The sequence below is a fragment of the Streptomyces sp. WAC05374 genome, from assembly GCF_004353505.1.
In the GTDB taxonomy this organism is placed as follows: Bacteria; Actinomycetota; Actinomycetes; order Streptomycetales; family Streptomycetaceae; genus Streptomyces.
Window position 1 is genome coordinate 94336 of the sequence record NZ_SMNQ01000006.1, and the last position, 20256, is coordinate 114591.

Annotated in this window: 16 protein-coding genes; 8 read left to right on the forward strand and 8 right to left on the reverse strand. The window is 72.8% G+C overall.

Features of this window, described 5'->3' with window-relative positions; all coding sequences use genetic code 11:
* Window positions 1-12: 12 nt before the first annotated feature.
* From E2B92_RS14575 to E2B92_RS14590, 4 genes are read left to right on the forward strand one after another with little or no spacing between them, the layout of a single operon-like run.
* Entirely contained in the window at window positions 13-867 is an 855-nt protein-coding gene (locus tag E2B92_RS14575) for an NTP transferase domain-containing protein (protein WP_126884127.1), read from the forward strand.
* Window positions 864-2201 carry a molybdopterin molybdotransferase MoeA gene (locus tag E2B92_RS14580; protein WP_126884126.1) on the forward strand — a complete coding sequence of 446 codons (1338 nt, stop codon included), beginning with the start codon at window positions 864-866 and terminating at the stop codon, window positions 2199-2201. Before E2B92_RS14575 ends, E2B92_RS14580 begins: the two co-directional genes overlap by 4 nt.
* Window positions 2202-2221: 20 nt before the next feature.
* Window positions 2222-3280 (forward strand): potassium channel family protein, encoded by a 1059-nt coding sequence (locus tag E2B92_RS14585; RefSeq protein WP_126884139.1) that lies wholly within the window; start codon window positions 2222-2224, stop codon window positions 3278-3280.
* Window positions 3281-3290: 10 nt separating this feature from the next.
* Complete coding sequence (locus tag E2B92_RS14590; RefSeq protein WP_126884125.1) at window positions 3291-4277, forward strand: NAD(P)H-quinone oxidoreductase; 987 nt, start codon at window positions 3291-3293, stop codon at window positions 4275-4277.
* A 166-nt stretch (window positions 4278-4443) separates the two neighbouring features.
* Here E2B92_RS14590 and E2B92_RS14595 read toward each other — a convergent pair whose 3' ends face one another.
* The 6 genes from E2B92_RS14595 to E2B92_RS14620 all read right to left on the reverse strand — a co-directional run bounded on the left by E2B92_RS14595 (window position 4444) and on the right by E2B92_RS14620 (window position 12373).
* Complete coding sequence (locus tag E2B92_RS14595; protein ID WP_126884124.1) at window positions 4444-4992, reverse strand: bacterial proteasome activator family protein; 549 nt, start codon at window positions 4990-4992, stop codon at window positions 4444-4446.
* A gap of 155 nt (window positions 4993-5147) precedes the next feature.
* Window positions 5148-8012, reverse strand: coding sequence for an ABC transporter permease (locus E2B92_RS14600; RefSeq protein WP_126884123.1), 2865 nt, complete (start codon window positions 8010-8012; stop codon window positions 5148-5150).
* On the reverse strand, window positions 8009-8773 hold the full coding sequence (locus tag E2B92_RS14605) for an ABC transporter ATP-binding protein (RefSeq protein ID WP_126884122.1): 765 nt from the start codon (window positions 8771-8773) through the stop codon (window positions 8009-8011). Before E2B92_RS14605 ends, E2B92_RS14600 begins: the two co-directional genes overlap by 4 nt.
* A 124-nt stretch (window positions 8774-8897) precedes the next feature.
* A complete protein-coding gene (locus E2B92_RS14610; protein ID WP_235023813.1) occupies window positions 8898-9611 on the reverse strand; it encodes a PadR family transcriptional regulator in 714 nt (237 codons plus the stop codon).
* Window positions 9612-9708: 97 nt separating this feature from the next.
* Window positions 9709-10341: a hypothetical protein gene (locus tag E2B92_RS32665; RefSeq protein ID WP_160159755.1), complete on the reverse strand. Its 633-nt coding sequence runs from the start codon at window positions 10339-10341 to the stop codon at window positions 9709-9711.
* Between the two features lie 424 nt (window positions 10342-10765).
* Window positions 10766-12373, reverse strand: a complete 1608-nt coding sequence (locus E2B92_RS14620) for a protein kinase domain-containing protein (protein WP_126884120.1) — start codon at window positions 12371-12373, stop codon at window positions 10766-10768.
* A 367-nt stretch (window positions 12374-12740) separates the two neighbouring features.
* Here E2B92_RS14620 and E2B92_RS14625 point away from each other — a divergent pair, with 367 nt between their 5' ends.
* Complete coding sequence (locus E2B92_RS14625; protein ID WP_126884119.1) at window positions 12741-14417, forward strand: protein kinase domain-containing protein; 1677 nt, start codon at window positions 12741-12743, stop codon at window positions 14415-14417.
* A gap of 88 nt (window positions 14418-14505) precedes the next feature.
* Here the strand turns inward: E2B92_RS14625 and E2B92_RS14630 are convergent, their stop codons facing one another.
* Window positions 14506-15519, reverse strand: coding sequence for a phosphotransferase (locus E2B92_RS14630; RefSeq protein WP_126884118.1), 1014 nt, complete (start codon window positions 15517-15519; stop codon window positions 14506-14508).
* Between the two features lie 123 nt (window positions 15520-15642).
* The gene (locus E2B92_RS14635; RefSeq protein WP_126884117.1) at window positions 15643-16305 is read right to left on the reverse strand and encodes a response regulator; all 663 of its coding nucleotides are present in this window, start codon (window positions 16303-16305) and stop codon (window positions 15643-15645) included.
* Window positions 16306-16632: 327 nt separating this feature from the next.
* Between E2B92_RS14635 and pdhA the strand changes: the two genes are divergently transcribed.
* The 3 genes from pdhA to E2B92_RS14650 are packed head-to-tail and all read left to right on the forward strand — an operon-like array spanning window position 16633 to window position 20236.
* A complete protein-coding gene (gene pdhA, locus E2B92_RS14640; protein ID WP_126884116.1) occupies window positions 16633-17796 on the forward strand; it encodes a pyruvate dehydrogenase (acetyl-transferring) E1 component subunit alpha in 1164 nt (387 codons plus the stop codon).
* Between the two features lie 2 nt (window positions 17797-17798).
* A complete protein-coding gene (locus E2B92_RS14645; RefSeq protein ID WP_126884115.1) occupies window positions 17799-18779 on the forward strand; it encodes an alpha-ketoacid dehydrogenase subunit beta in 981 nt (326 codons plus the stop codon).
* Window positions 18780-18808: 29 nt separating this feature from the next.
* The gene (locus E2B92_RS14650; protein WP_126884138.1) at window positions 18809-20236 is read left to right on the forward strand and encodes a dihydrolipoamide acetyltransferase family protein; all 1428 of its coding nucleotides are present in this window, start codon (window positions 18809-18811) and stop codon (window positions 20234-20236) included.
* Window positions 20237-20256: the final 20 nt, after the last annotated feature.

The following is a 20256-nucleotide window of genomic DNA, read 5'->3' on the forward strand; positions in this document are numbered from 1 at the left end:
GATACTGGTGGCGTGACCCCATTTGACGTCGTCGTGCTCGCCGGGGGTGCCGCCAGGCGGCTCGGCGGCGTGGACAAGCCGGGCGTGAGCGTCGGCGGGCGGGCCCTGCTCGACCGCGTGCTCGGTGCCTGCCGCGAGGCCGGACGGACCGTCGTGGTGGGCGGCCGCCGGGCCACCGTCCGCCCCGTGGTGTGGGCGCGCGAGGAACCGCCCGGCAGCGGGCCGCTGGCCGCCCTCGCGGCCGGGCTCCGGCACGTCGGGGCCGACACCGTCGTCGTCCTCAGTGGCGACCTGCCGTTCCTTCAGGGCGCCGGCGTACGGAAGTTGGTCGACGCGCTGGTGGACGGGGACTGCGAAGGCGTGCTGTCCGTGGACCCCGAGGGGCGGGACCAGCCGCTCGTCGCCGCGTACCGCACCGAGCCACTGCGCCGCGAGATCGCCCTCCTGGCGACGGAGCACGGCAACCTCACCGGCCTCCCGCTGCGCCTGCTCGTCCAGGAGCTGGAGCTCCTCCGCCTCCCGTCCGGCCCCCTCACCTCCTTCGACTGCGACACCTGGGAAGACATCGCGACCGCCCGGGCCACGATCAGGGAGCATGGGAACGTGCTGGACGAATGGATCACCGCAGTCAAGGACGAGCTCGGCATCGAGCTGGACGTCGACACCGGCGTCCTGCTCGACCTGGCCCGTGACGCCGCGCACGGCGTCGCCCGGCCCGCCGCGCCGCTGACCACCTTCCTGGTCGGTTACGCGGCCGCCAAGGCCGCCGGTGACGGCCCCGAGGCGGTCTCCGCGGCCGTCGCCGAAGCGGCCCGCAAGGCCGCCGCCCTCGCCGACCGCTGGGCGAACGAGGCCGACGCCGGATGACCGAGCCGGACGTCGACGGCGTCGAAGAAGCCCTCGCCCTGGTGGGGTCACCGGACCGGAAGCCCGAGCGGCACCGGGCCACGCCCTGGGCCGAGGCCAGGGCTCTCGCCGCACGCCTGGGCACGGCCCGTCCGCCCCGGACGCGGCGGATCGCCCTCGGGCAGGCGCTCGGCAGTGTCCTCGCCGAGCCGCTGACCGCGCTCACCGACCTGCCGTCGTTCGACACGTCGGCCATGGACGGATGGGCCGTCGCGGGACCCGGGCCCTGGGAGATCCGCGAAGGCGGTTCGATCCTGGCCGGGCACGCGCGGACGGACCCGCTCCCCGACGGCGAGGCGGTACGGATCGCCACCGGCGCCCGCGTACCCCCCGGCGCCACCGCCGTGATCCGCAGCGAGCACGCCCGCACCGACGCGACGGGCCGTCTGCACGCCCAGCGCGAGGTGACCCACGGCCAGGACATCCGGCCACGCGGCCAGGAGTGCCGCTCGGGTGACCGGATGCTGCCCGCCGCGACACCCGTCACCCCCGCCGTCCTCGGCCTGGCGGCGGCCGCCGGGTACGACGCGCTGCACACCGTCGAACGGCCGCGCGTCGACGTCCTGGTGCTCGGCGACGAGCTGCTCACGACCGGCCTCCCGCACGACGGGCTCATCCGCGACGCGCTCGGCCCCATGCTCGCGCCCTGGCTGCGCGCCCTCGGGGCGGACGTGTCCGTGACCCGGCGCATCGGGGACGACGCCGAGGCGCTGTACGCGGCGGTGAGCGAGTCCGGGGCGGACGTGGTGATCACCACCGGCGGCACGGCGGCCGGGCCGGTGGACCATGTGCACCCCGTGCTCCGCAAGGCGGGCGCCGAACTGCTGGTCGACGGCGTGAAGGTCCGCCCGGGCCACCCGATGCTGCTGGCGCGGCTCACCCCGGCCACCTACCTGGTCGGCCTGCCCGGCAACCCGCTGGCGGCCGTCTCCGGCCTGCTCACGCTCGCCGAGCCGCTGCTCCGCGGCCTCGCCGGGCGCCGGGCCCCGGAGCCGTACCGGGCGGCCGTACGGGACGAGGTGCAGGGCCACCCGCACGACACCAGGCTCGTACCGGTCACGCACGCGACCGGGCGCGGCACCACCGGGCCCGGCGCCACGGGGCGCGGCTCCGGACACGTCGTACCGCTGCACTACAACGGGCCGGCCATGCTGCGCGGGATAGCTGCGGCCGACGGGCTTGCGGTGGTCCCGCCCGGGGGCGCCGCGCCCGGTGCCGTACTGGAGATCCTCGACCTGCCCTGGGCTGTGGCCGGCGAGGGACGTTTCACGACCGACGAGGGGTGTTTCACGTGAAACTTCCTGGCCAGGACGCGATGGCCCGCCGGGCCGAGGAGCAACTGGTGGGCGGCCAGATCCGGCTGCCGAACCCGATCATCCAGAAGCCGCTGCGGCAGGTGGGCACGCGGCTGCTGATGGCCCTGTGCGTCCTCCTGCTGACCGTGCTGATCGTGTACATCGACCGCGGCGGCTACCACGACAACGCCGACGAGAGCGTCGACTTCCTCGACGCCATCTACTACGCGACCGTGACCCTGTCGACGACGGGCTACGGCGACATCGTTCCGCACAGTGACAGTGCGCGGCTCGTGAACGTGCTGCTGGTGACGCCGCTGCGCGTCCTGTTCCTGATCATCCTGGTCGGTACCACCCTCGAGGTCCTCACCCAACGGACCCGCGAGGAGTGGCGGCTCAACCGCTGGAGGGCCACCTTGCGTGACCACACCGTCATCATCGGCTTCGGTACGAAGGGCCGGTCGGCGATCCAGACGCTGTGCGCCACCGGTCTCAAGAGGGACCAGATCGTCATCGTCGACCCCAGCAGCAAGGTCATCGAGACGGCGAACGCGGACGGGTTCACGGGCGTGATCGGTGACGCCACCCGGAGCGATGTGCTGCTCCGTGCCGAGGTGCAGCGCGCCCGGCAGATCGTCATCGCGACCCAGCGCGACGACACCGCGGTCCTGGTGACCCTGACAGCCCGCCAGCTCAACCGCGGCGCCAAGATCGTCGCGGCGGTACGGGAAGAGGAGAACGCCCCGCTGCTGCGCCAGTCGGGCGCGGACGCGGTGATCACCAGCGCGAGCGCGGCCGGCCGGCTGCTGGGCCTGTCCGTGCTGAGCCCCAGCGCGGGCACGGTGATGGAGGACCTGATCCAGCAGGGCAGCGGGCTGGACCTGGTCGAACGGCCGGTCATAAAGGCCGAGGTGGGCAAGAACGTGCGCGAGACGGACGACCTGGTGATCAGCGTCCTGCGCGGGCACCGGCTGCTCAGCTACGACGATCCGGCGGCGAGCCCGCTCCAGTTGACCGACCGTCTGATCACCATCGTCCGGGCGACCAGCGTGCCGCCGCTGAGCACACCCCCGGAGTAGCCTCGCGGCCATGCATGCGATCACGATTCCCGAACCCGGTGGCCCCGAGGCGCTCGTCTGGGCCGAGGTACCCGATCCCGTGCCCGGCGCGGGCGAGGTCCTCGTCGAAGTGGCGGCGAGCGCCGTCAACCGCGCCGACCTCCTGCAACGCCAGGGCTTCTACAACCCGCCGCCCGGCGCGTCCCCGTACCCCGGTCTGGAATGCTCCGGCCGCGTCGCCGCCCTCGGGCCGGGCGTGAGCGGGTGGGCCGTCGGCGACGAGGTGTGCGCGCTGCTGGCGGGCGGTGGCTACGCCGAGAAGGTCACCGTGCCAGTGGGGCAGTTGCTTCCCGTGCCGGACGGCGTGGACCTGGTGACGGCGGCGGCGCTGCCGGAGGTCACCGCCACGGTCTGGTCGAACGTCTTCATGGTGGCCCATCTGCGGCCGGGCGAGACGCTGCTGGTGCACGGCGGCGCGAGCGGCATCGGCACGATGGCCGTCCAGCTCGCCAAGGCGGTGGGCGCACGGGTCGCGGTGACGGCGGGCGGCCCCGAGAAGCTGGCGCGCTGCGCCGAGCTGGGCGCGGACGTCCTGATCGACTACCGCGAGCAGGACTTCGTCGAGGAGGTGCACAAGGCGACGGACGGGGCGGGCGCGGACGTCATCCTCGACATCATGGGCGCCAAGTACCTCGAGCGGAACGTGAAGGCCCTCGCCGTGAACGGCCGCCTCGCGGTGATCGGCCTCCAGGGCGGGCGGAAGGCGGAGCTGGACCTGAGCGCCCTGCTGAACAAGCGGGCCGCGATCACGGCGACGTCGCTGCGCAAGCGGCCGCTGGACGAGAAGACGGCGATCATCGCGGCGGTGCGCGAGCATGTGTGGCCGCTGATCGGCTCGGGCGCGATCCGCCCGGTGGTGGACCGCACCTACCCCATGCCGGAGGCCCCGGAGGCCCACCGGACGCTGGAGACCAGCTCCCACGTCGGCAAGGTCCTGCTGGTCACCCCGACGGCGTAACCCCGACGGTGAGCACCGGCCGCGCAACCCCGGCCGCATGCCGCCGGCCGCGTCACGCCCGGAGCCCGGCCGCGCCACGCCCGGCGTACGCCCCCGGCCGCGCCGAGGCCCGGCACACGCACGTGTGCCGGGCCCGCGTCGTCGCCGGTGGACGCCTGGTGGACGCCTACAGATACGGACCCGAGCGGATCGCACCGTGGCCGCGTCCGTGCTCGTCGTCCTCGTCCGTCGGCGCGCCCGGGGGCAGCGCCCGGCGCATCTGCTCCAGTTGGGCACGGGCCGCCATCTGCTGGGCGAACAGCGCCGTCTGGATGCCGTGGAACAGGCCCTCGAGCCAGCCCACCAACTGGGCCTGCGCGATGCGCAGTTCCGCTTCCGAGGGGATGGCCTCGTCCGTGAAGGGCAGGGAGAGCCGCTCGAGCTCCTCCACCAGCTCCGGAGCCAGGCCGTCCTCCAGCTCCTTCACCGAACTGGCGTGGATCTCCTTCAGGCGTACCCGGCTGGCCTCGTCGAGAGGAGCCGCGCGGACTTCTTCCAGAAGCTGCTTGATCATGCTGCCGATGCGCATGACCTTGGCAGGCTGTTCGACCATTTCCGTCACCGGGACCTCGCGCGACTCGTCGTCACCGTCACCGCCGCCGAGCGCCATGCCGTCCTGTCCTACGACCAGGATCTGGGGGTTCTCATGCGACCGTTCATTCCTCGGCATCTCCATGCCAGCCATTCTCTCGCACAGATGCGTCACCACACGGTCTGCCCCCGTACGCGGGTGATCCACCCTCGTACGGGGGCAAAGCCGGGACAAGGCCGGGACAAGGCCGGGGGCCGGGCCCTCGGCCGAGCCCGGGCGAGCCGTGCGGAACGTGCCGCTTACGTCGCCGCGCGGCGGGCCAGCGCCCCGCGCGAGCGCGTGACCAGGGCGGCCAGGACCGCTGCCCCCAGCGGGACGGCGATCAGCAGGGCACCCAGCGTCTCCCACGGGATGATGATCGGCACGTGCGGCATGTCCGGCGCGGCGCCCTGGTCCAGAGCCTGCTGGTACCAGCTCATCTCCTGGCGCCGCTCGGTCAGCCGCAGCCCGATCGCCGGCAGGACGCCCGCCGCCGAACCGAGCAGCACGCCCATCACGGCGACCACCCCGCACTGGAAGCCGCTCAGGGTCCGGCGCACGCGCGGCGGCGCACCGACCGCGGCGAGCGTCTTCAGGTCGGCCTCCGCGTCGGCCTGGGCCAGACCGGTGGCGATACCGGCCGCGCCGATGGTGATCAGCCCCGCGAAGACCATCAGCGACAGCAGGACGATGCTGTTCTCGCTGACGAAGCCCTCCTCCAGGTGGAGGTCGACCCCGGCGCCCGTGGTCGCGAGTTCGGCGTCCAGCTTCTGGCGCTGCTCGGTGCTGGGCATCGTGTCCGTCGAGAAGAAGGCGCCGAGCGGAACCGTCGCGATGCCCGCCGCCTTGGCCGCGGCCGGTGGGACGATGCCCGACAGGCCGTACGCCTCGGTGCCCCGGGCCGGCTGGTAGGTGGCGAACTCGGTGACCTTGCCCGGCGGCTCCTTGCCCTGGGCCATGGCCTCCTCCGCCTTCGCGGAGTCCGTGATCAGCTTGATGCCCACCTTGCCGCCGGCATTCACCAGCACACGGGAGAAGACCACGACCTTGCCGTCGGCCAGCGCCTTCTCGGCCGCCGCGTCCTTGATCCCGAGCACCTTCAGCAGCTTGGCGTCACCGACGATCAGCCCGCTCTCGGTGTACGACATGTCCGGCTGCTCCTTGCAGCGCCAGTCCTCGCCGAGCTTGCGGCGCTCCTCCTTGGTGTACTTCTCCGCCGGGTCCGAACCGTCGGGCGTGGTCGCCCAGAGCGGGCACATGTTGGCCTTGGGCGTGACCAGTTCGTGGCGGCCGCAGCCCTCGCCCTGCCCGTACATCTCGCAGTTGGCGTTGCCCACCACGATGCGTTCCACGTCCGCCCGGACGTCGACGGGGAAGTTCTTCTGGACGGCGTCGCGCACCGCCGGGACGTCCCGGCCGCCGCCCTCGCCGACCAGGACGGAGACCGCCCCGTGCGGCAGCCGGGCCTCGTACGCCGCACGCTGCTGGGCCTCGCTGCTCACCTCGTACGTGGCCACGGCCACCGTGCCCGCGACCGCGGCCAGTACGGCGGCGACGGCCGGAGCCGTACGCCCCCGGTTGCGCACCGCGTCCCGCAGCGCCAGGCGCGGCGAGAGCGGGAGCCAGCGGCCCGCGCGGCCGAACAGGCCCACCAGGGCCGGGGTCATCGCGACGACACCCAGCTCGGCGATGGCGCTGCCGCCCGCGACGATGATGAACTGGTCCGAGAAGACGGACCCGTACAGCGCGATCGCGGCACCCAGCAGGGTGGCGATCAGGCCGATCACGGGCAGTACCCGGCTGCTGCGGCGCACCCCGCGGCGGCCGGTGAGCGAGGCGAGGACCGTCTGACGGGACGCGGTGACGGCCGGGACGACCGCGGCCAGCAGGCCGGTCAGCACGGCCAGCAGACCGATGCCGAGCAGCTCCAGCGGCCGGACGTCGAAGGCGCCGAAGCGCTGGCCCATGTAGTCCTCCAGCACCGGCTGGAGCAGGAGCGTCAGGACCACGCCGAGGACCGTGCCCACCACGGCCGCGGCGACACCGATCACCAGGCCGCCGGCCAGGACGATCGCCCTGATGTGCCGGCGGTCACCGCCGTTGGCACCGACCAGCCCGAGCTGGCGCCGCGAGCGGCGGGCACCGACGGCGAACGCGGGGCCCGCCAGCAGGCAGATCTCCAGCATCGCCAGGCCGATGACCGTTCCGGCGGCGGCGAGCGCGGCGGCCTTCGCGGCCGTGCTGTCACCGTAGTTGCCCCAGCCCTCCTGCTGGAACATCGGTACGTCGGCATCGGCCGGCGGGTCGAGCGCGACCGCACGCGACTGCACCGCGACACCCTTGGTGTTGACCTCCTTGACCATGTTCCACGTGAAACCGTCCGTGCCCGCCGAACGGGGCAGGGTCAGCAGATGCGTGGTGGTCGGATTCGCGCCGGGCAGACCCGCCGCTTCCAGCGCCTTGTCCAGGGGGGCCAGGAACGCCCCCGGCAGCGCGTTGACCTGGTCGCTGCGGAGGTCGTCGGGCAGCTCGTACGCGCCCACGATCCGGTACTCGCGGTCGAGGCCGCGTGCGGCCAGGGTGGAGCCGACCCGGAGCCCGCCGGCCTCCAGGAAGTGCGTGGTGGCGGCGACTTCGTCGGCCTTCTGGGGGAACCGGCCGTCCTGGAGGGACATGATGCCCTTGGCCATCGGGTCGGTCGCCTTCAGCTCCCGGATCTCCGTCTGGAGCAGACCGTGGGCGGTGCGCAGCTTCCCGACGCCGACCGTGTCCTGAAGGACCGTGGAGCCCGCGGGGAACACCTTCGTGACGTCCGTCTTGCCCTCGGGCCACGGCTTGTCGCTGAAGTCGCCCACCGGCACGGTGTAGTCGTCGATCGGGTGCTGGTAGATCGGCACCCCGCCGTAACCGGAGTCGGAGATGCGCGCGTCGGCGGCACCGATCGACCGGGCCATCCGCTCCTCGGTGGACAACTCCGAGCTGCGCAGCGTCAGATCGGCCGCGCTGACGCCCAGGATGGGCAGGGCGATCATCGCGAGGACGAGGAAGCTGCGGCCCTTGTAGCGCCAGGCGTCGCGGCGGGCGATGCGCACCGCGGCGCGCCATGAGTGGAACCAGTTGTTCACCGCTCGGCCGCCTGGCCCGTGAGCAGGGAGTCCGCGTCACTGCGCATGGTCTGGTCGACCACCGCGCCGTCCCGCAGGAACACCACGCGGTCGGCCCAGGCCGCGAACCGGGGCTCGTGGGTGACCAGGACACCCGCCGCGCCCTTGTCGCAGCGTGCGCGCAGCAGGGCGAGCACGGACTCGCCGGTCTCGGAGTCCAGGGCGCCGGTCGGCTCGTCGGCGAGGACCAGCCGCCGGTCGCCGACCAGGGCCCGGGCTATCGCCACGCGCTGCTGCTGGCCGCCGGACATCTCGTCGGGGAACCGGTCGGCGAGGTGCCGCAGGTCCATCTCCTCGAGCGCGGCGACGGCCTCGGCGCGCGCCTTGCGGGCGGAGACGCCGTCGAGTTCGCGCGGGAGGGCGACGTTCTCGGCGGCGGTGAGCGCGGGGATGAGGTTGTAGTCCTGGAAGACGTACCCGATGCTGCGGCGGCGCAGGGCGGCGAGCGTCTTGCGGTCGGCGGCGGTGATGTCGGTGTTCTCCACGATCACCCGGCCGGAGCTCGGGGTGTCGAGGCCGCCCGCGATGGTGAGCAGGGTGGACTTGCCCGAGCCGGACGGGCCCATGACGGCCACCAGCTCACCGGGGAAGACGCTGAGGTCGATCCCGCGCAGGGCGTGCACCTCGGTGGCCCCCGAGCCATGGACACGGGTGAGGTTCTGGAGTTGCAGGACGGGCTGCGGCGCCTGCGGGGACGGGTGTGCTGACGATGACGATGACATGAAGAGGGTTCCCCCTTGGGCGTACGCGTGCGGCGACAGGCGTACGGAGCGGATCGGTACGGGTGGGTGGGTGCGTCCGCCGGTCAGCGCTGGGGAGCGCCGTGGCGGTCGCCGCTCGGGCCTGTCACGTCCCCGGCCGGGGCGCCACCCGGCTCGGCTGGGGCACGTGCGGGGGTACGGCCCGGTCGGCGCCACCGGCCGGGGTGGTCGTCCCAGCGGCCGGTGTGGTCGTGTGACCGGTCGGTGTGGTCGTGCCACCGGCGGGGCCGGCGGGGCCGGCGGACCGGTGGTGCGTGGCCGAGAGCCGGATCAGCCGGGCTTCGCAGTGGTCCAGCCACCGCGCTTCGGCCTCCGTCTGAAAGATGAGCTGTTCCAGGACGAGCAGCCAGGCAACGTCGTCCCGTTCGCGCGCCGTCCCGCTCTCCAGGGCGGTGATGGCCTGCGCCTTGAGCCGGGTGTAGTCCTGCATCGCCTTGATGGTGTGGCGGCGCTGGGACTGGATGACGTCGCGGATGTCGACACCGGGGGCGCCGACCGCCATGGCGAGCTTGATGGCCAGTTCGTCGCGGGCGGGGCTGGTGCGGTCGACGGGTTTCTCGAACCAGGCCCGCAGCTCCTCGCGGCCCGTGTCGGTGATCGCGTACAGCGCGTGCCCCGCCTCGTCCTCACCGCCCTGCTCGATCAGCCCGTCACGCTCCAGCCGGCTGAGCGTCGTGTAGACCTGGCCCACGTTGAGCGGCCAGGTCGAGCCGGTGCGCGACTCGAACTCCGTACGGAGCTGGGAGCCGTAGCGCGGACCGTGTTCGAGGAGGGCGAGGAGCCCGTGGCGGATGGACATACTCAGTATGTATACCGAGTATGCCGAGGCCGACAAGCGTCCTGAGAGGGACCCGCGACGTCCGTCTCAAGGGGGACGGCAGGGCGGTTCCATACGGTCAGCGGCGCCTCATGCGCAGCCCGAGGAAGCCGAGCCCCAGGCCCATCATGGCGAGCCCGACGCCCAGGGTGAGTACGGGAATCTGCCGGTCAGCGAGGGTGTCGGCGGTCTGCGCGGCGGGCTCGTACGCGGCGGCGGGCGGCGAGCGCGGCGGATCGGCGGCCGCGGGGGACTCCGTCTCGGGTACCGCTTCCGACTCCGCCTCCTCGCCCCACGGGAGGCCCGGCGCTGTTGCCGTTTTGGTACGTGCGGGGTCGGCCGGCCCGGCCGGTGAGCCCCGCGACACGTCCCCGGACGGGCTGGGGGACGGCGACACGGGCCGCCCCGGCCGCTGCCGCCCCTCCCCGGCGGACCGCCCGGCCAGTGACGGCGAGGCGGCGGCGTTGCGCGTCGGCCCGAGGACGGCACCCGGGCCGGTGCTCGGCCCGGCGCTGGCCGCGACGGACGCGGCGGCCGACGCGGACGGGGGCGTCGTAACGGGTCTGTCGGAGGCGCCGCCGGTCGGCCGGACGACGCCCACGTCCGGCTCGGCGGCCGGCCCGGTCTCCTCCGCGTACGCGGTTACGGAGGGCGTGGCCAGCAGCAGCACCGCGACCACCGTCGCGCACCGTGGGTCGAGCCTTGGAGCCACCGGGTGACCCCCTCCCGTGCCGAGCCGCCAGGAGCCCGATGCGCGGGCCCCACAACGGACTCAGCGTCACATGGCGTACCCGCCCCGGCATCCCGGGCGGCCCCACAGCCACCCACAGGGGTTACACGCCCCCGGCCTCCGGCTCAGCGACCACCGGCCGGGTGCGCCCGGGCATCACCGGCGGAGCGCCCCCGGGGCGCTACCGATACGCACCACGCGCCGGACAAGAGGCACCACGCGCCGTTACGCGCCGCACCCCGGACAAGAGGCACCACGCGCCGTTACGCGCCGCACCCCGGACAAGACGCAGCACGCGCCCACCCGGACGCGCCGCACCCCGGACAAGACGCACCACGCGCCCACCCGGACGCGCCGCACCCCGGACAAGACGCGTCACGCGTCACGCGCGTCCCGCGTCCATGCGTCACTCGCCCGGGTCACCCGTGGCGACGGTCAGCTCGAACGTCTGGTTGCCGGGCACCACGGCCGTCCCCTCCGTGGGGAACTGGGAGATCACCTGGTCCTCGGCGTACTGCGGGTTGTCCTCTTCCTTGATCGTGTACTTCCACCCCGCCGCCTGGAGGCAGCTCTTCACGGAGATGACGTCCTTGTACGTGAAGCTGGGGGCGCGCACCTTCGCAGGGTCGTCGCTGTCCTCGGAGGCGTCCGTGCAGTCGGTGGTCTCCATGGTGCGGTTGCGCTCCGGCGGCTTGTGGCCGGCCTCGGGCTCGGCCGAGGCGCTCGTGCCGCCGCCGCCCGCCTGGGTGCCCGGGTCCTCGTCGTCGCCGCCCAGGTTGATCGCCGCGATGAGGCCGCCGATGGCGAGCAGGGCGACCACGGCGGCGCCCACGATGACCGGCATGTTGCTCCGGCCGCCGGAGGACGGCGCAGGGGCGGCGCTCTGCGGGGAGATCGTGTACGGCGGCGGCGCGGGCGTCTGGTACGCCGGGGCGTGCGGCTGCGGCTGCGTCTGCTGCGGGTACCCGTAGGAAGGCGTGGGCGCCGGGGTTCCGTACGGCTGGTACGGCGTCTGGACGCTGTGCGGTCCGGGCGCCGGAGTGGTGTGGTCGACCGGCGGGAACACCGCCGAGCCGACACCCGCGCCGCTGCTCACCGGGCCGCTGCCCGCCACGATGACCGGCGCGCCGGTCTGGCCCGCCGACAGCAGCCGCAGGCACTCGTCCCGCATGGCGGCCGCGCTCGGGAAACGCTCGTTCGGGTTCTTCTTCAGCGCACGCGCCACCAGCGCGTCCATCGCCGGGGTGATCGAGCGGTTGATGGAGGACGGCGCGACCGGCTCCTCCTGCACATGCGCGTACGCGATGGCCAGCGGCGAGTCCGCGTCGAACGGGATGCGCCCGGTCAGGAGCTGGAACAGCATGATGCCGACCGAGTACAGGTCCGAGCGCGCGTCCACGCCCCGGCCCAGCGCCTGCTCCGGCGACAGGTACTGCGGCGTGCCGACGACCATGCCGGTCTGCGTCATCGACGTGACGCCCGACTGCATGGCGCGCGCGATGCCGAAGTCCATGACCTTGACGATCCCGCGCTTGGTCATCATCACGTTGCCCGGCTTGATGTCCCGGTGGACCAGGCCCATCTCGTGGCTGGTCTCCAGCGCGGCGAGCACGTCGGCGGTCACCTTGAGGGCCTTGTCGGCGGGCATCGCGCCGTGGCTCTGGATGTCCGCCTGGAGCACCGACCCGAGGGGCTGGCCCTCCACGTACTCCATGACGATGTAGGGCATCAGCGAGCCGTCCAGCTCGTCCTCGCCCGTGTCGAACACCGACACGATGTTGGTGTGCTGGAGCTTGGCGACGGCCTGCGCCTCACGGCGGAACCGCTCGCGGAACGACTGCTCCCGCCCCAGCTCGGTGTGGAGCGTCTTGATGGCGACCTGCCGGTCCAGCGCACTGTCGTACGCCAGATACACGGACGCCATGCCGCCCTCACCGAGCAGGTCGCGAAGCTGGTACCGGCCGCCCGCCACCGAGCCGCCCGCATAGCGGCCCTGTGCGCCGTCCTGGCTCATGTCCTTGCTCCCCCGTGCGCGCGCGTGGCCCTGGTGGCCGCCGTAAATCGCGGTGATCCGGTTTTACGGGCCAAGTCTGCCCCAGGGCAGTGACACGTCAAGCCGGGTGCCCGATCCGTGACCGTACGCACAAGAAGCGTCGCGGAAGCGTTACCGGACTCGTACCGGACCGGCATGGACGCCCACCGGACCCGCACCGAACCGGCATCGAATTTGCACAGGTGTACGGGGAACCGGTTGGATGGCCGGTCCATCTCGAACCGGCGCGGCGCGCGGAGGCTGTAGCGTGACGTGGCGTAGTACCCCTTAAGACACGGCGGCACCCCGCACGCGCAGAGCACGCGGACAGAAACGACGGCGAGGACTGATGGCATCCGAATCCGAGGCAGGCGGCGGCGGAGGGTCGGAAGCCGCCGAGTGGGGCGTCGGCGGACTCGTCGGAGACGGCCGCTACCGGCTCACCCATCGTCTCGGCCGCGGCGGCATGGCCGAGGTGTTCGCGGCCGAGGACGTACGGCTGGGCCGCACCGTGGCCGTGAAGCTGCTGCGCGCGGACCTGGCCGAGGACCCCGTCTCCAAGGCCCGCTTCACCCGCGAGGCACAGTCGGTCGCCGGACTGAACCACCACGCCATCGTGGCCGTGTACGACTCCGGCGAGGACGTCGTGGGCAGCCAGTCCGTGCCGTACATCGTGATGGAGCTGGTCGAGGGCCGCACCATCCGCGACCTGCTGATCAACGCCGAGGCGCCGCCGCCCGAGCAGGCGCTGATCATCGTCTCCGGTGTGCTGGAGGCCCTCGCCTACTCGCACCAGCACGGCATCGTGCACCGTGACATCAAGCCCGCGAACGTGATCATCACGCACAGTGGCGCCGTCAAGGTGATGGACTTCGGCATCGCCCGCGCCCTGCACGGCGCGCAGTCGACGATGACCCAGACCGGCATGGTCATGGGAACCCCCCAGTACCTCTCCCCGGAGCAGGCCCTCGGCAAGGCCGTGGACCACCGCTCGGACCTGTACGCGACGGGCTGCCTGCTGTACGAGCTGCTCGCGCTGCGGCCGCCCTTCACCGGCGAGACACCGTTGTCGGTGGTCTACCAGCACGTCCAGGACATCCCGGTGCCGCCCTCGGAGGTCTCCGACGTCGCACCGCCCGAGCTGGACGGCCTGGCCATGCGCGCCCTGGCCAAGGACCCGGACGACCGGTTCCAGAGCGCCGAGGAGATGCGCGGCCTGGTCCAGTACGGGCTCCAGATGCTCCAGCAGCAGGGCAGCCACACCGGTACCTGGAACACCGGCCCGGTCGAGATGCACGAGGGCGGCCGCACCCCGGCCGGCGGCGTCGCGGCGACCACCGTGATGGGCCACCCGGCGCACGGCGACACCTCGCAGGGCCCGCTGCTGCCGCCGCCCAACCCGGAGGACGGCGCCTACGCCTACGACGGCGGCCGGGGCGGCCGGGGCGGTCGCGGCAAGATGTGGCTCTTCGTGGCGCTCGCGCTGGTCGCGATCGTCGCGGGTGTGGCGTACGCGCTCGACCAGACGACGAAGCCCGGCGGCGAGAACAAGCCCAAGCCCCCGGCCACCACCGCGCCCTCCAAGAGCGGGGACACCACCAGCCCCTCGCCGTCCGACGAGAAGACCGAGGAGGAGACGCAGGACCCCGGCGGCTCCACGGGCGGGGGCGGCAACGGCGGCAACGGCGGCGGCTGGAACCCGCCCCCGACGGACCCCCAGACCAACAACCCGCCCCCGCCGACCGGCGGTACGCCGTCGACGCCCGGCACCACCGAGGGCACCGACCAGGGCGGGACGACCGACGGCGGCACGACCGACGGCGGGACCACCGACGGCGGCACCGACCAGGGCGGGACCACCGACGGCGGCACGACCGACGGCGGGACCACCGACGGCGGCACCGACCAGGGCGGGACCACCGACGGCGGCACCACCGACGGCGGCACCACCACGGGCAGCGGCGACCAGGGCGGCACCACGACCGGTACGACCGACCAGGGCGCCACCACGGGCAGCGGCGCCTGAGGCGTACGCTCCGGGGCCGCCCGCGGGCCAAGGCCGCCCGCTCGGGCCCGCAGCGGCGCCTGAGGCGTACGCCCCCGGGGCCGCCCGCTCAGCCCGCGAAGGCGTCGCACACCGCCTCGTACTCCCGCGTCCACCACACCGCCAGGGCCGACGCCGCAGGAAACTGCGGGTCGGCCCTGCCGTCGTCGAGCTGGTAGCGCCAGCGCAGTATCCAGAAGTCGTTCAGCCGCTCCCACCACACGCGGTGCACCGCCGCCGCCAGTTCTTCCGCGTCGGCCCCCGCCGCCCGCCGGTACGCGCGCGCGTAGGCGCGCACCTTGTCCAGCTCCAGGCCGCCGGCCGGCTGGACGAAGAAGATCGCGGCCGCCCGTACCGCCTCCTCCGCCCGCGGCTGCACGCCCAGCCGGTCCCAGTCGATGATCGCGGCGGGCTCGGCGCCCCGGTAGAGCAGGTTCAGCGGGTGGAAGTCCCCGTGCACCCAGCCGCCCGCCGACGCCGGCGGCGGGCGCCGGTGGGAGTGGTCGGCCAGCAGCCTGCGGCGCTCCAGCAGCCGGTGCTCGGCCAGTTCGTCGAAGGCGTCGCGCGGCCGCCGGGCCCGGGCCAGGGCGAGCAGCCGGTCGATGACCCGGAAGGTCTCCTCCGGGTCGGCGCTGCGGTGCCGGTGCTCGCGGTGCGGCTCCATGACCTGCTCCAGGCACGTGTGCACGAGCCCCAGGAGCGCGCCGAGGCGGCGGGAGCCGGCCGTGCTGAGCTGGGCGCCGGCCCGGTGGCGGCCCTCGATCCACGGGTGCAGGGCGTAGCAGCGGCCGCCGATCTCGGCGACGGTGTCTCCCTCCGCGTCGGGCAGCGGCGGGGCCACGGGGACGCCGAGGTCGTGCAGCCGCTGGGTGGCGCGGTGCTGGCGGACGATGGTGGCGCGGTCCGCCGTGGGGGCGTCCAGGTGCTGTTTGAGGAAGTACGAGCCGTGGGTGGTGGCGAGCCGGTAGCCGCGGTTGAGCAGGCCCTGGGTGACGGGTACGCAGGAGAGGGGCTCGCCCGGGTCGTCGTAGCGGCGCAGGAGCGCACTCACGGGAGGGGCGACGGTTGCAGATGAGCGCGGCACTCACCAAATGTTAGATCACGGAGCGTGGTGGCGGAGTCGCTCGCCGGAACAGTCCACGGAGTGGTCCAGGGGGTGGTCCAAGGGCTGGACAGGGGCACGGCGCCCGGCCGCCGGTCACGCCCGTCAGTGCTGGCGTTCCGCCTGCATCCTGGCGACGTACGCCGCCGCCTGGGAGCGCCGTTCCATGCCCAGTTTCGACAGCAGGCTGGAGACGTAGTTCTTGATCGTCTTCTCCGCCAGGTGCAGCCGCTCGCCGATCGCGCGGTTGGTCAGCCCTTCGCCGATCAGGTCCAGGATGCGGCGCTCCTGCTCGGTCAGGGCCGCCAGCCGGTCGTCGCCCCTGGGGCCGCTGCCGTCCCTGAGCCGCTCCAGCACCCGGGCGGTCGCCACCGGGTCCAGCAGGGACTTGCCGGCCGCCACGTCCCGTACCGCCGCCAGCAGCTCGCTGCCCCGGATGGCCTTGAGGACGTAACCGGACGCCCCGGCCATGATCGCGTCGAAGAGCGCCTCGTCGTCCGCGAACGAGGTGAGCATCAGGCACTTGACGGACTCGTCCCGCGCCCGGATCTCCCGGCACACCTCCACGCCGCTGCCGTCGGGGAGCCGGACGTCGAGAACGGCGACATCCGGCCGGGTCGCCGGAATCCTGACCAGGGCGTCCGCGGCCGTACCGGCCTCTCCGACCACCTCGATGCCGTCCTCGACGGACAGCATTTCGTGGACGCCGCGGCGGACGACTTCGTGGTCATCCAGCAGAAAAACGGTGATTTTTCCCTGTTCGCGCACGGAATCAGTCTCACATACTCACTCTTCCCGTGCCCGGGGTGCGCGGGATACCGTGCCCCTGTTCCGGCGGCTCACAAGGCTGTGACCAGTCATTTGTCCCCCCTTTCGCGATTTACTTGGAAATCCAAGCAAAATTGCAGGTCAAAGGGGGTTTCGCAGTAATGCGGTGCACTGGGTAACGTGCCTATGACAGGGGGCTCGCCGGGGCACCTGTCACGCCTGTTCCCGGCCGAGGGCACCCACCCCCGTGCACACGTACGGAGACAGGCGGAGCCGCACTGGCCGCCCGGCAGACCCCGGGGGCCGGACAGACGGAGGAGCACGCACGTGACCGTGGAAGGCACTGCCGCGCGCAAGCCGCGACGCAGCAGTAAGCGCACCAGCGCGAGCGCAACCAAGGCATCCGGCGCGCAGAGCGCCGAGCCCCAGCTCGTACAGTTGCTGACGCCCGAGGGTGAGCGCGTCCAGCACCCGGAGTACGACATCGACCTCAGCCCCGAGGAGCTGCGCGGTCTGTACCGCGACATGGTGCTGACCCGCCGGTTCGATGCCGAGGCCACCTCACTCCAGCGCCAGGGCGAGCTGGGCCTGTGGGCCTCGCTGCTCGGCCAGGAGGCCGCCCAGATCGGCTCCGGCCGCGCACTGCGGGACGACGACTACGTCTTCCCGACCTACCGCGAGCACGGAGTGGCCTGGTGCCGGGGCGTCGACCCGACCAATCTGCTCGGAATGTTCCGTGGCGTGAACCACGGTGGCTGGGACCCGACCAGCAACAATTTCCACCTGTACACGATCGTCATCGGTTCGCAGACCCTGCACGCCACCGGCTATGCCATGGGTGTCGCCAAGGACGGTGCCGACAGCGCGGTGATCGCGTACTTCGGGGACGGCGCCTCCAGCCAGGGTGACGTCGCCGAATCGTTCACCTTCTCCGCCGTCTACAACGCCCCGGTCGTCTTCTTCTGCCAGAACAACCAGTGGGCGATCAGCGAGCCGACCGAGAAGCAGACCCGCGTCCCGCTCTACCAGCGCGCGCAGGGCTTCGGCTTCCCGGGCGTGCGCGTGGACGGCAACGACGTCCTCGCCTGCCTCGCGGTCACCCGCTCGGCCCTCGAGCGGGCGCGCCGGGGCGAGGGCCCCACCCTGGTCGAGGCGTTCACCTACCGCATGGGCGCCCACACCACCTCCGACGACCCGACCCGCTACCGGCTCGACGACGAGCGGGCGGCCTGGGAGGCCAAGGACCCGATCCTTCGCCTGCGCACGTACCTGGAGAAGCAGGGACTGGCCGACGCCGCCTACTTCGAGGGGCTCGAGGAGGAGTCGGAGACGCTCGGCAAGCGCGTCCGCGAGGCGGTCCGCGCCATGCCCGACCCCGACCACATGGCGATGTTCGACCACACGTACGCCGACGGGCACGCGCTCGTCGACGAGGAGCGCGCGCAGTTCGCCGCGTACCAGGCGTCCTTCGCGGACGGGGAGGTCAAGTAACCATGTCCGTACTGAAACTCCCCCTCGCCAAGGCGCTCAACGAGTCGCTGCGCACGGCCCTGGAGACCGACCCCAAGGTCCTCATCATGGGCGAGGACGTCGGCAAGCTCGGTGGCGTGTTCCGGGTGACCGACGGACTCCAGAAGGACTTCGGCGAGGAGCGGGTCATCGACACCCCGCTCGCCGAGTCCGGCATCGTCGGCACGGCGATCGGGCTCGCGCTGCGCGGCTACCGCCCCGTCGTGGAGATCCAGTTCGACGGCTTCGTCTTCCCCGCGTACGACCAGATCGTCACGCAGCTCGCGAAGATGCACGCCCGCGCGCTCGGCAAGATCAAGCTGCCGGTCGTCATCCGCATCCCCTACGGCGGCGGCATCGGCGCCGTAGAGCACCACAGCGAGTCGCCCGAGGCACTGTTCGCGCACGTCGCCGGCCTGAAGGTGGTCTCGCCCTCGACGCCGTCCGACGCGTACTGGATGCTCCAGCAGGCCATCCAGAGCGACGACCCGGTGATCTTCTTCGAGCCGAAGCGGCGCTACTGGGACAAGGGCGAGGTCGACACCGAGGCCATCCCCGGTGAGCTGCACCGCGCCCGTACGGTGCGCGAGGGCTCGGACCTCACGCTCGCGGCGTACGGCCCGATGGTGAAGGTCTGCCTGGAGGCCGCCGCGGTCGCGGCGGAGGAGGGCCGGTCGGTCGAGGTCGTGGACCTGCGGTCGGTCTCGCCGATCGACTTCGACACCGTCCAGGCGTCGGTCGAGAAGACGGGACGGCTCGTGGTCGTGCACGAGGCGCCGGTGTTCTTCGGCTCGGGTGCCGAGATCGCCGCGCGCATCACGGAGCGGTGCTTCTACCACCTGGAGGCACCGGTCCTGCGGGTGGGCGGCTACCACGCGCCGTATCCGCCGGCACGGCTGGAAGAGGAATACCTGCCGGGCCTGGACCGGGTGCTCGACGCCGTCGACCGCTCGCTCGCGTACTGAGGAGACCCGCTGTGATCCGCGATTTCAAGATGCCGGACGTGGGCGAGGGGCTCACCGAGGCCGAGATCCTCAAGTGGTACGTCCAGCCCGGTGACACGGTCACCGACGGCCAGGTCGTCTGCGAGGTCGAGACCGCCAAGGCGGCCGTGGAGCTGCCGATCCCGTACGACGGGGTCGTGCACGAGCTGCGCTTCCCGGAGGGCACGACCGTCGACGTCGGCGAGGTGATCATCTCGGTGAACGTGGCGCCCGGCGCCGCCGCCGAGCAGCCGCAGACGGCGCAGCCCGCCGCCGAGGAGCCGGCCGCCAAGGACGCCGCCGCGGCCACCACCGCCGCGGCCGCCGAGCCCGCCGAGGAGCCGACGGGCCGCCAGCCCGTGCTCGTGGGCTACGGCGTCGCCGAGACGTCCACCAAGCGCCGCCCGCGCAAGGGCGCCCAGGCCCCCGCGCAGCAGCCCGCCGCCCGGGCCGCCGTGCAGGGCGAGCTGAACGGCCACCACGCGGCGGCCGCGCCCGCCGCCCCCCGGCCGCTGGCCAAGCCGCCCGTGCGGAAGCTGGCCAAGGACCTCGGGGTCGACCTGGCGACGGTGACCCCGACCGGTCCGGACGGGATCATCACCCGCGAGGACGTGCACGCCGCGGTCTCCCTGGCCGCCGCGTCGGTCGCCGCGCCCGCCGCCGTCCCCGTACCGCAGCAGGCGCCGCAGGCCGAGCAGCCCGCCCAGGCTCCGGCACCCGCCCCCGTGGCGGCCGGCGCACGCGAGACCCGCGTGCCCGTCAAGGGCGTCCGCAAGGCCACCGCCCAGGCGATGGTCGGCTCCGCGTTCACCGCGCCGCACGTCACCGAGTTCGTCACGGTCGACGTCACGCGCACGATGCGGCTGGTGGAGGAGCTCAAGTCCGACAAGGACATGGCCGGGCTGCGGGTGAACCCGCTGCTGCTCGTCGCGAAGGCGCTGCTCGTCGCGATCAGGCGCAACCCGGAGATCAACGCCTCCTGGGACGAGGCCGCCCAGGAGATCGTGCTCAAGCACTACGTCAACCTGGGCATCGCGGCCGCCACGCCGCGCGGTCTGATCGTGCCGAACATCAAGGACGCGCACGACAAGACGCTGCCCGAACTGGCGGCGGCCCTCGGCGAACTGGTGTCCACGGCCCGTGAGGGGAAGACGACGCCGGCGGCCATGCAGGGCGGCACGGTGACCATCACCAACGTCGGTGTCTTCGGCGTCGACACCGGCACGCCCATCCTCAACCCCGGTGAGTCCGCGATCCTCGCGGTCGGTGCGATCAAGCTCCAGCCATGGGTCCACAAGGGCAAGGTGAAGCCCCGTCAGGTGACCACGCTGGCGCTGTCGTTCGACCACCGCCTGGTCGACGGCGAGCTTGGCTCCAAGGTCCTGGCGGACGTCGCCGCGGTCCTGGAGCAGCCCAAGCGGCTGATCACCTGGGCCTGAGCCCGGCAGACGGAAGGGCC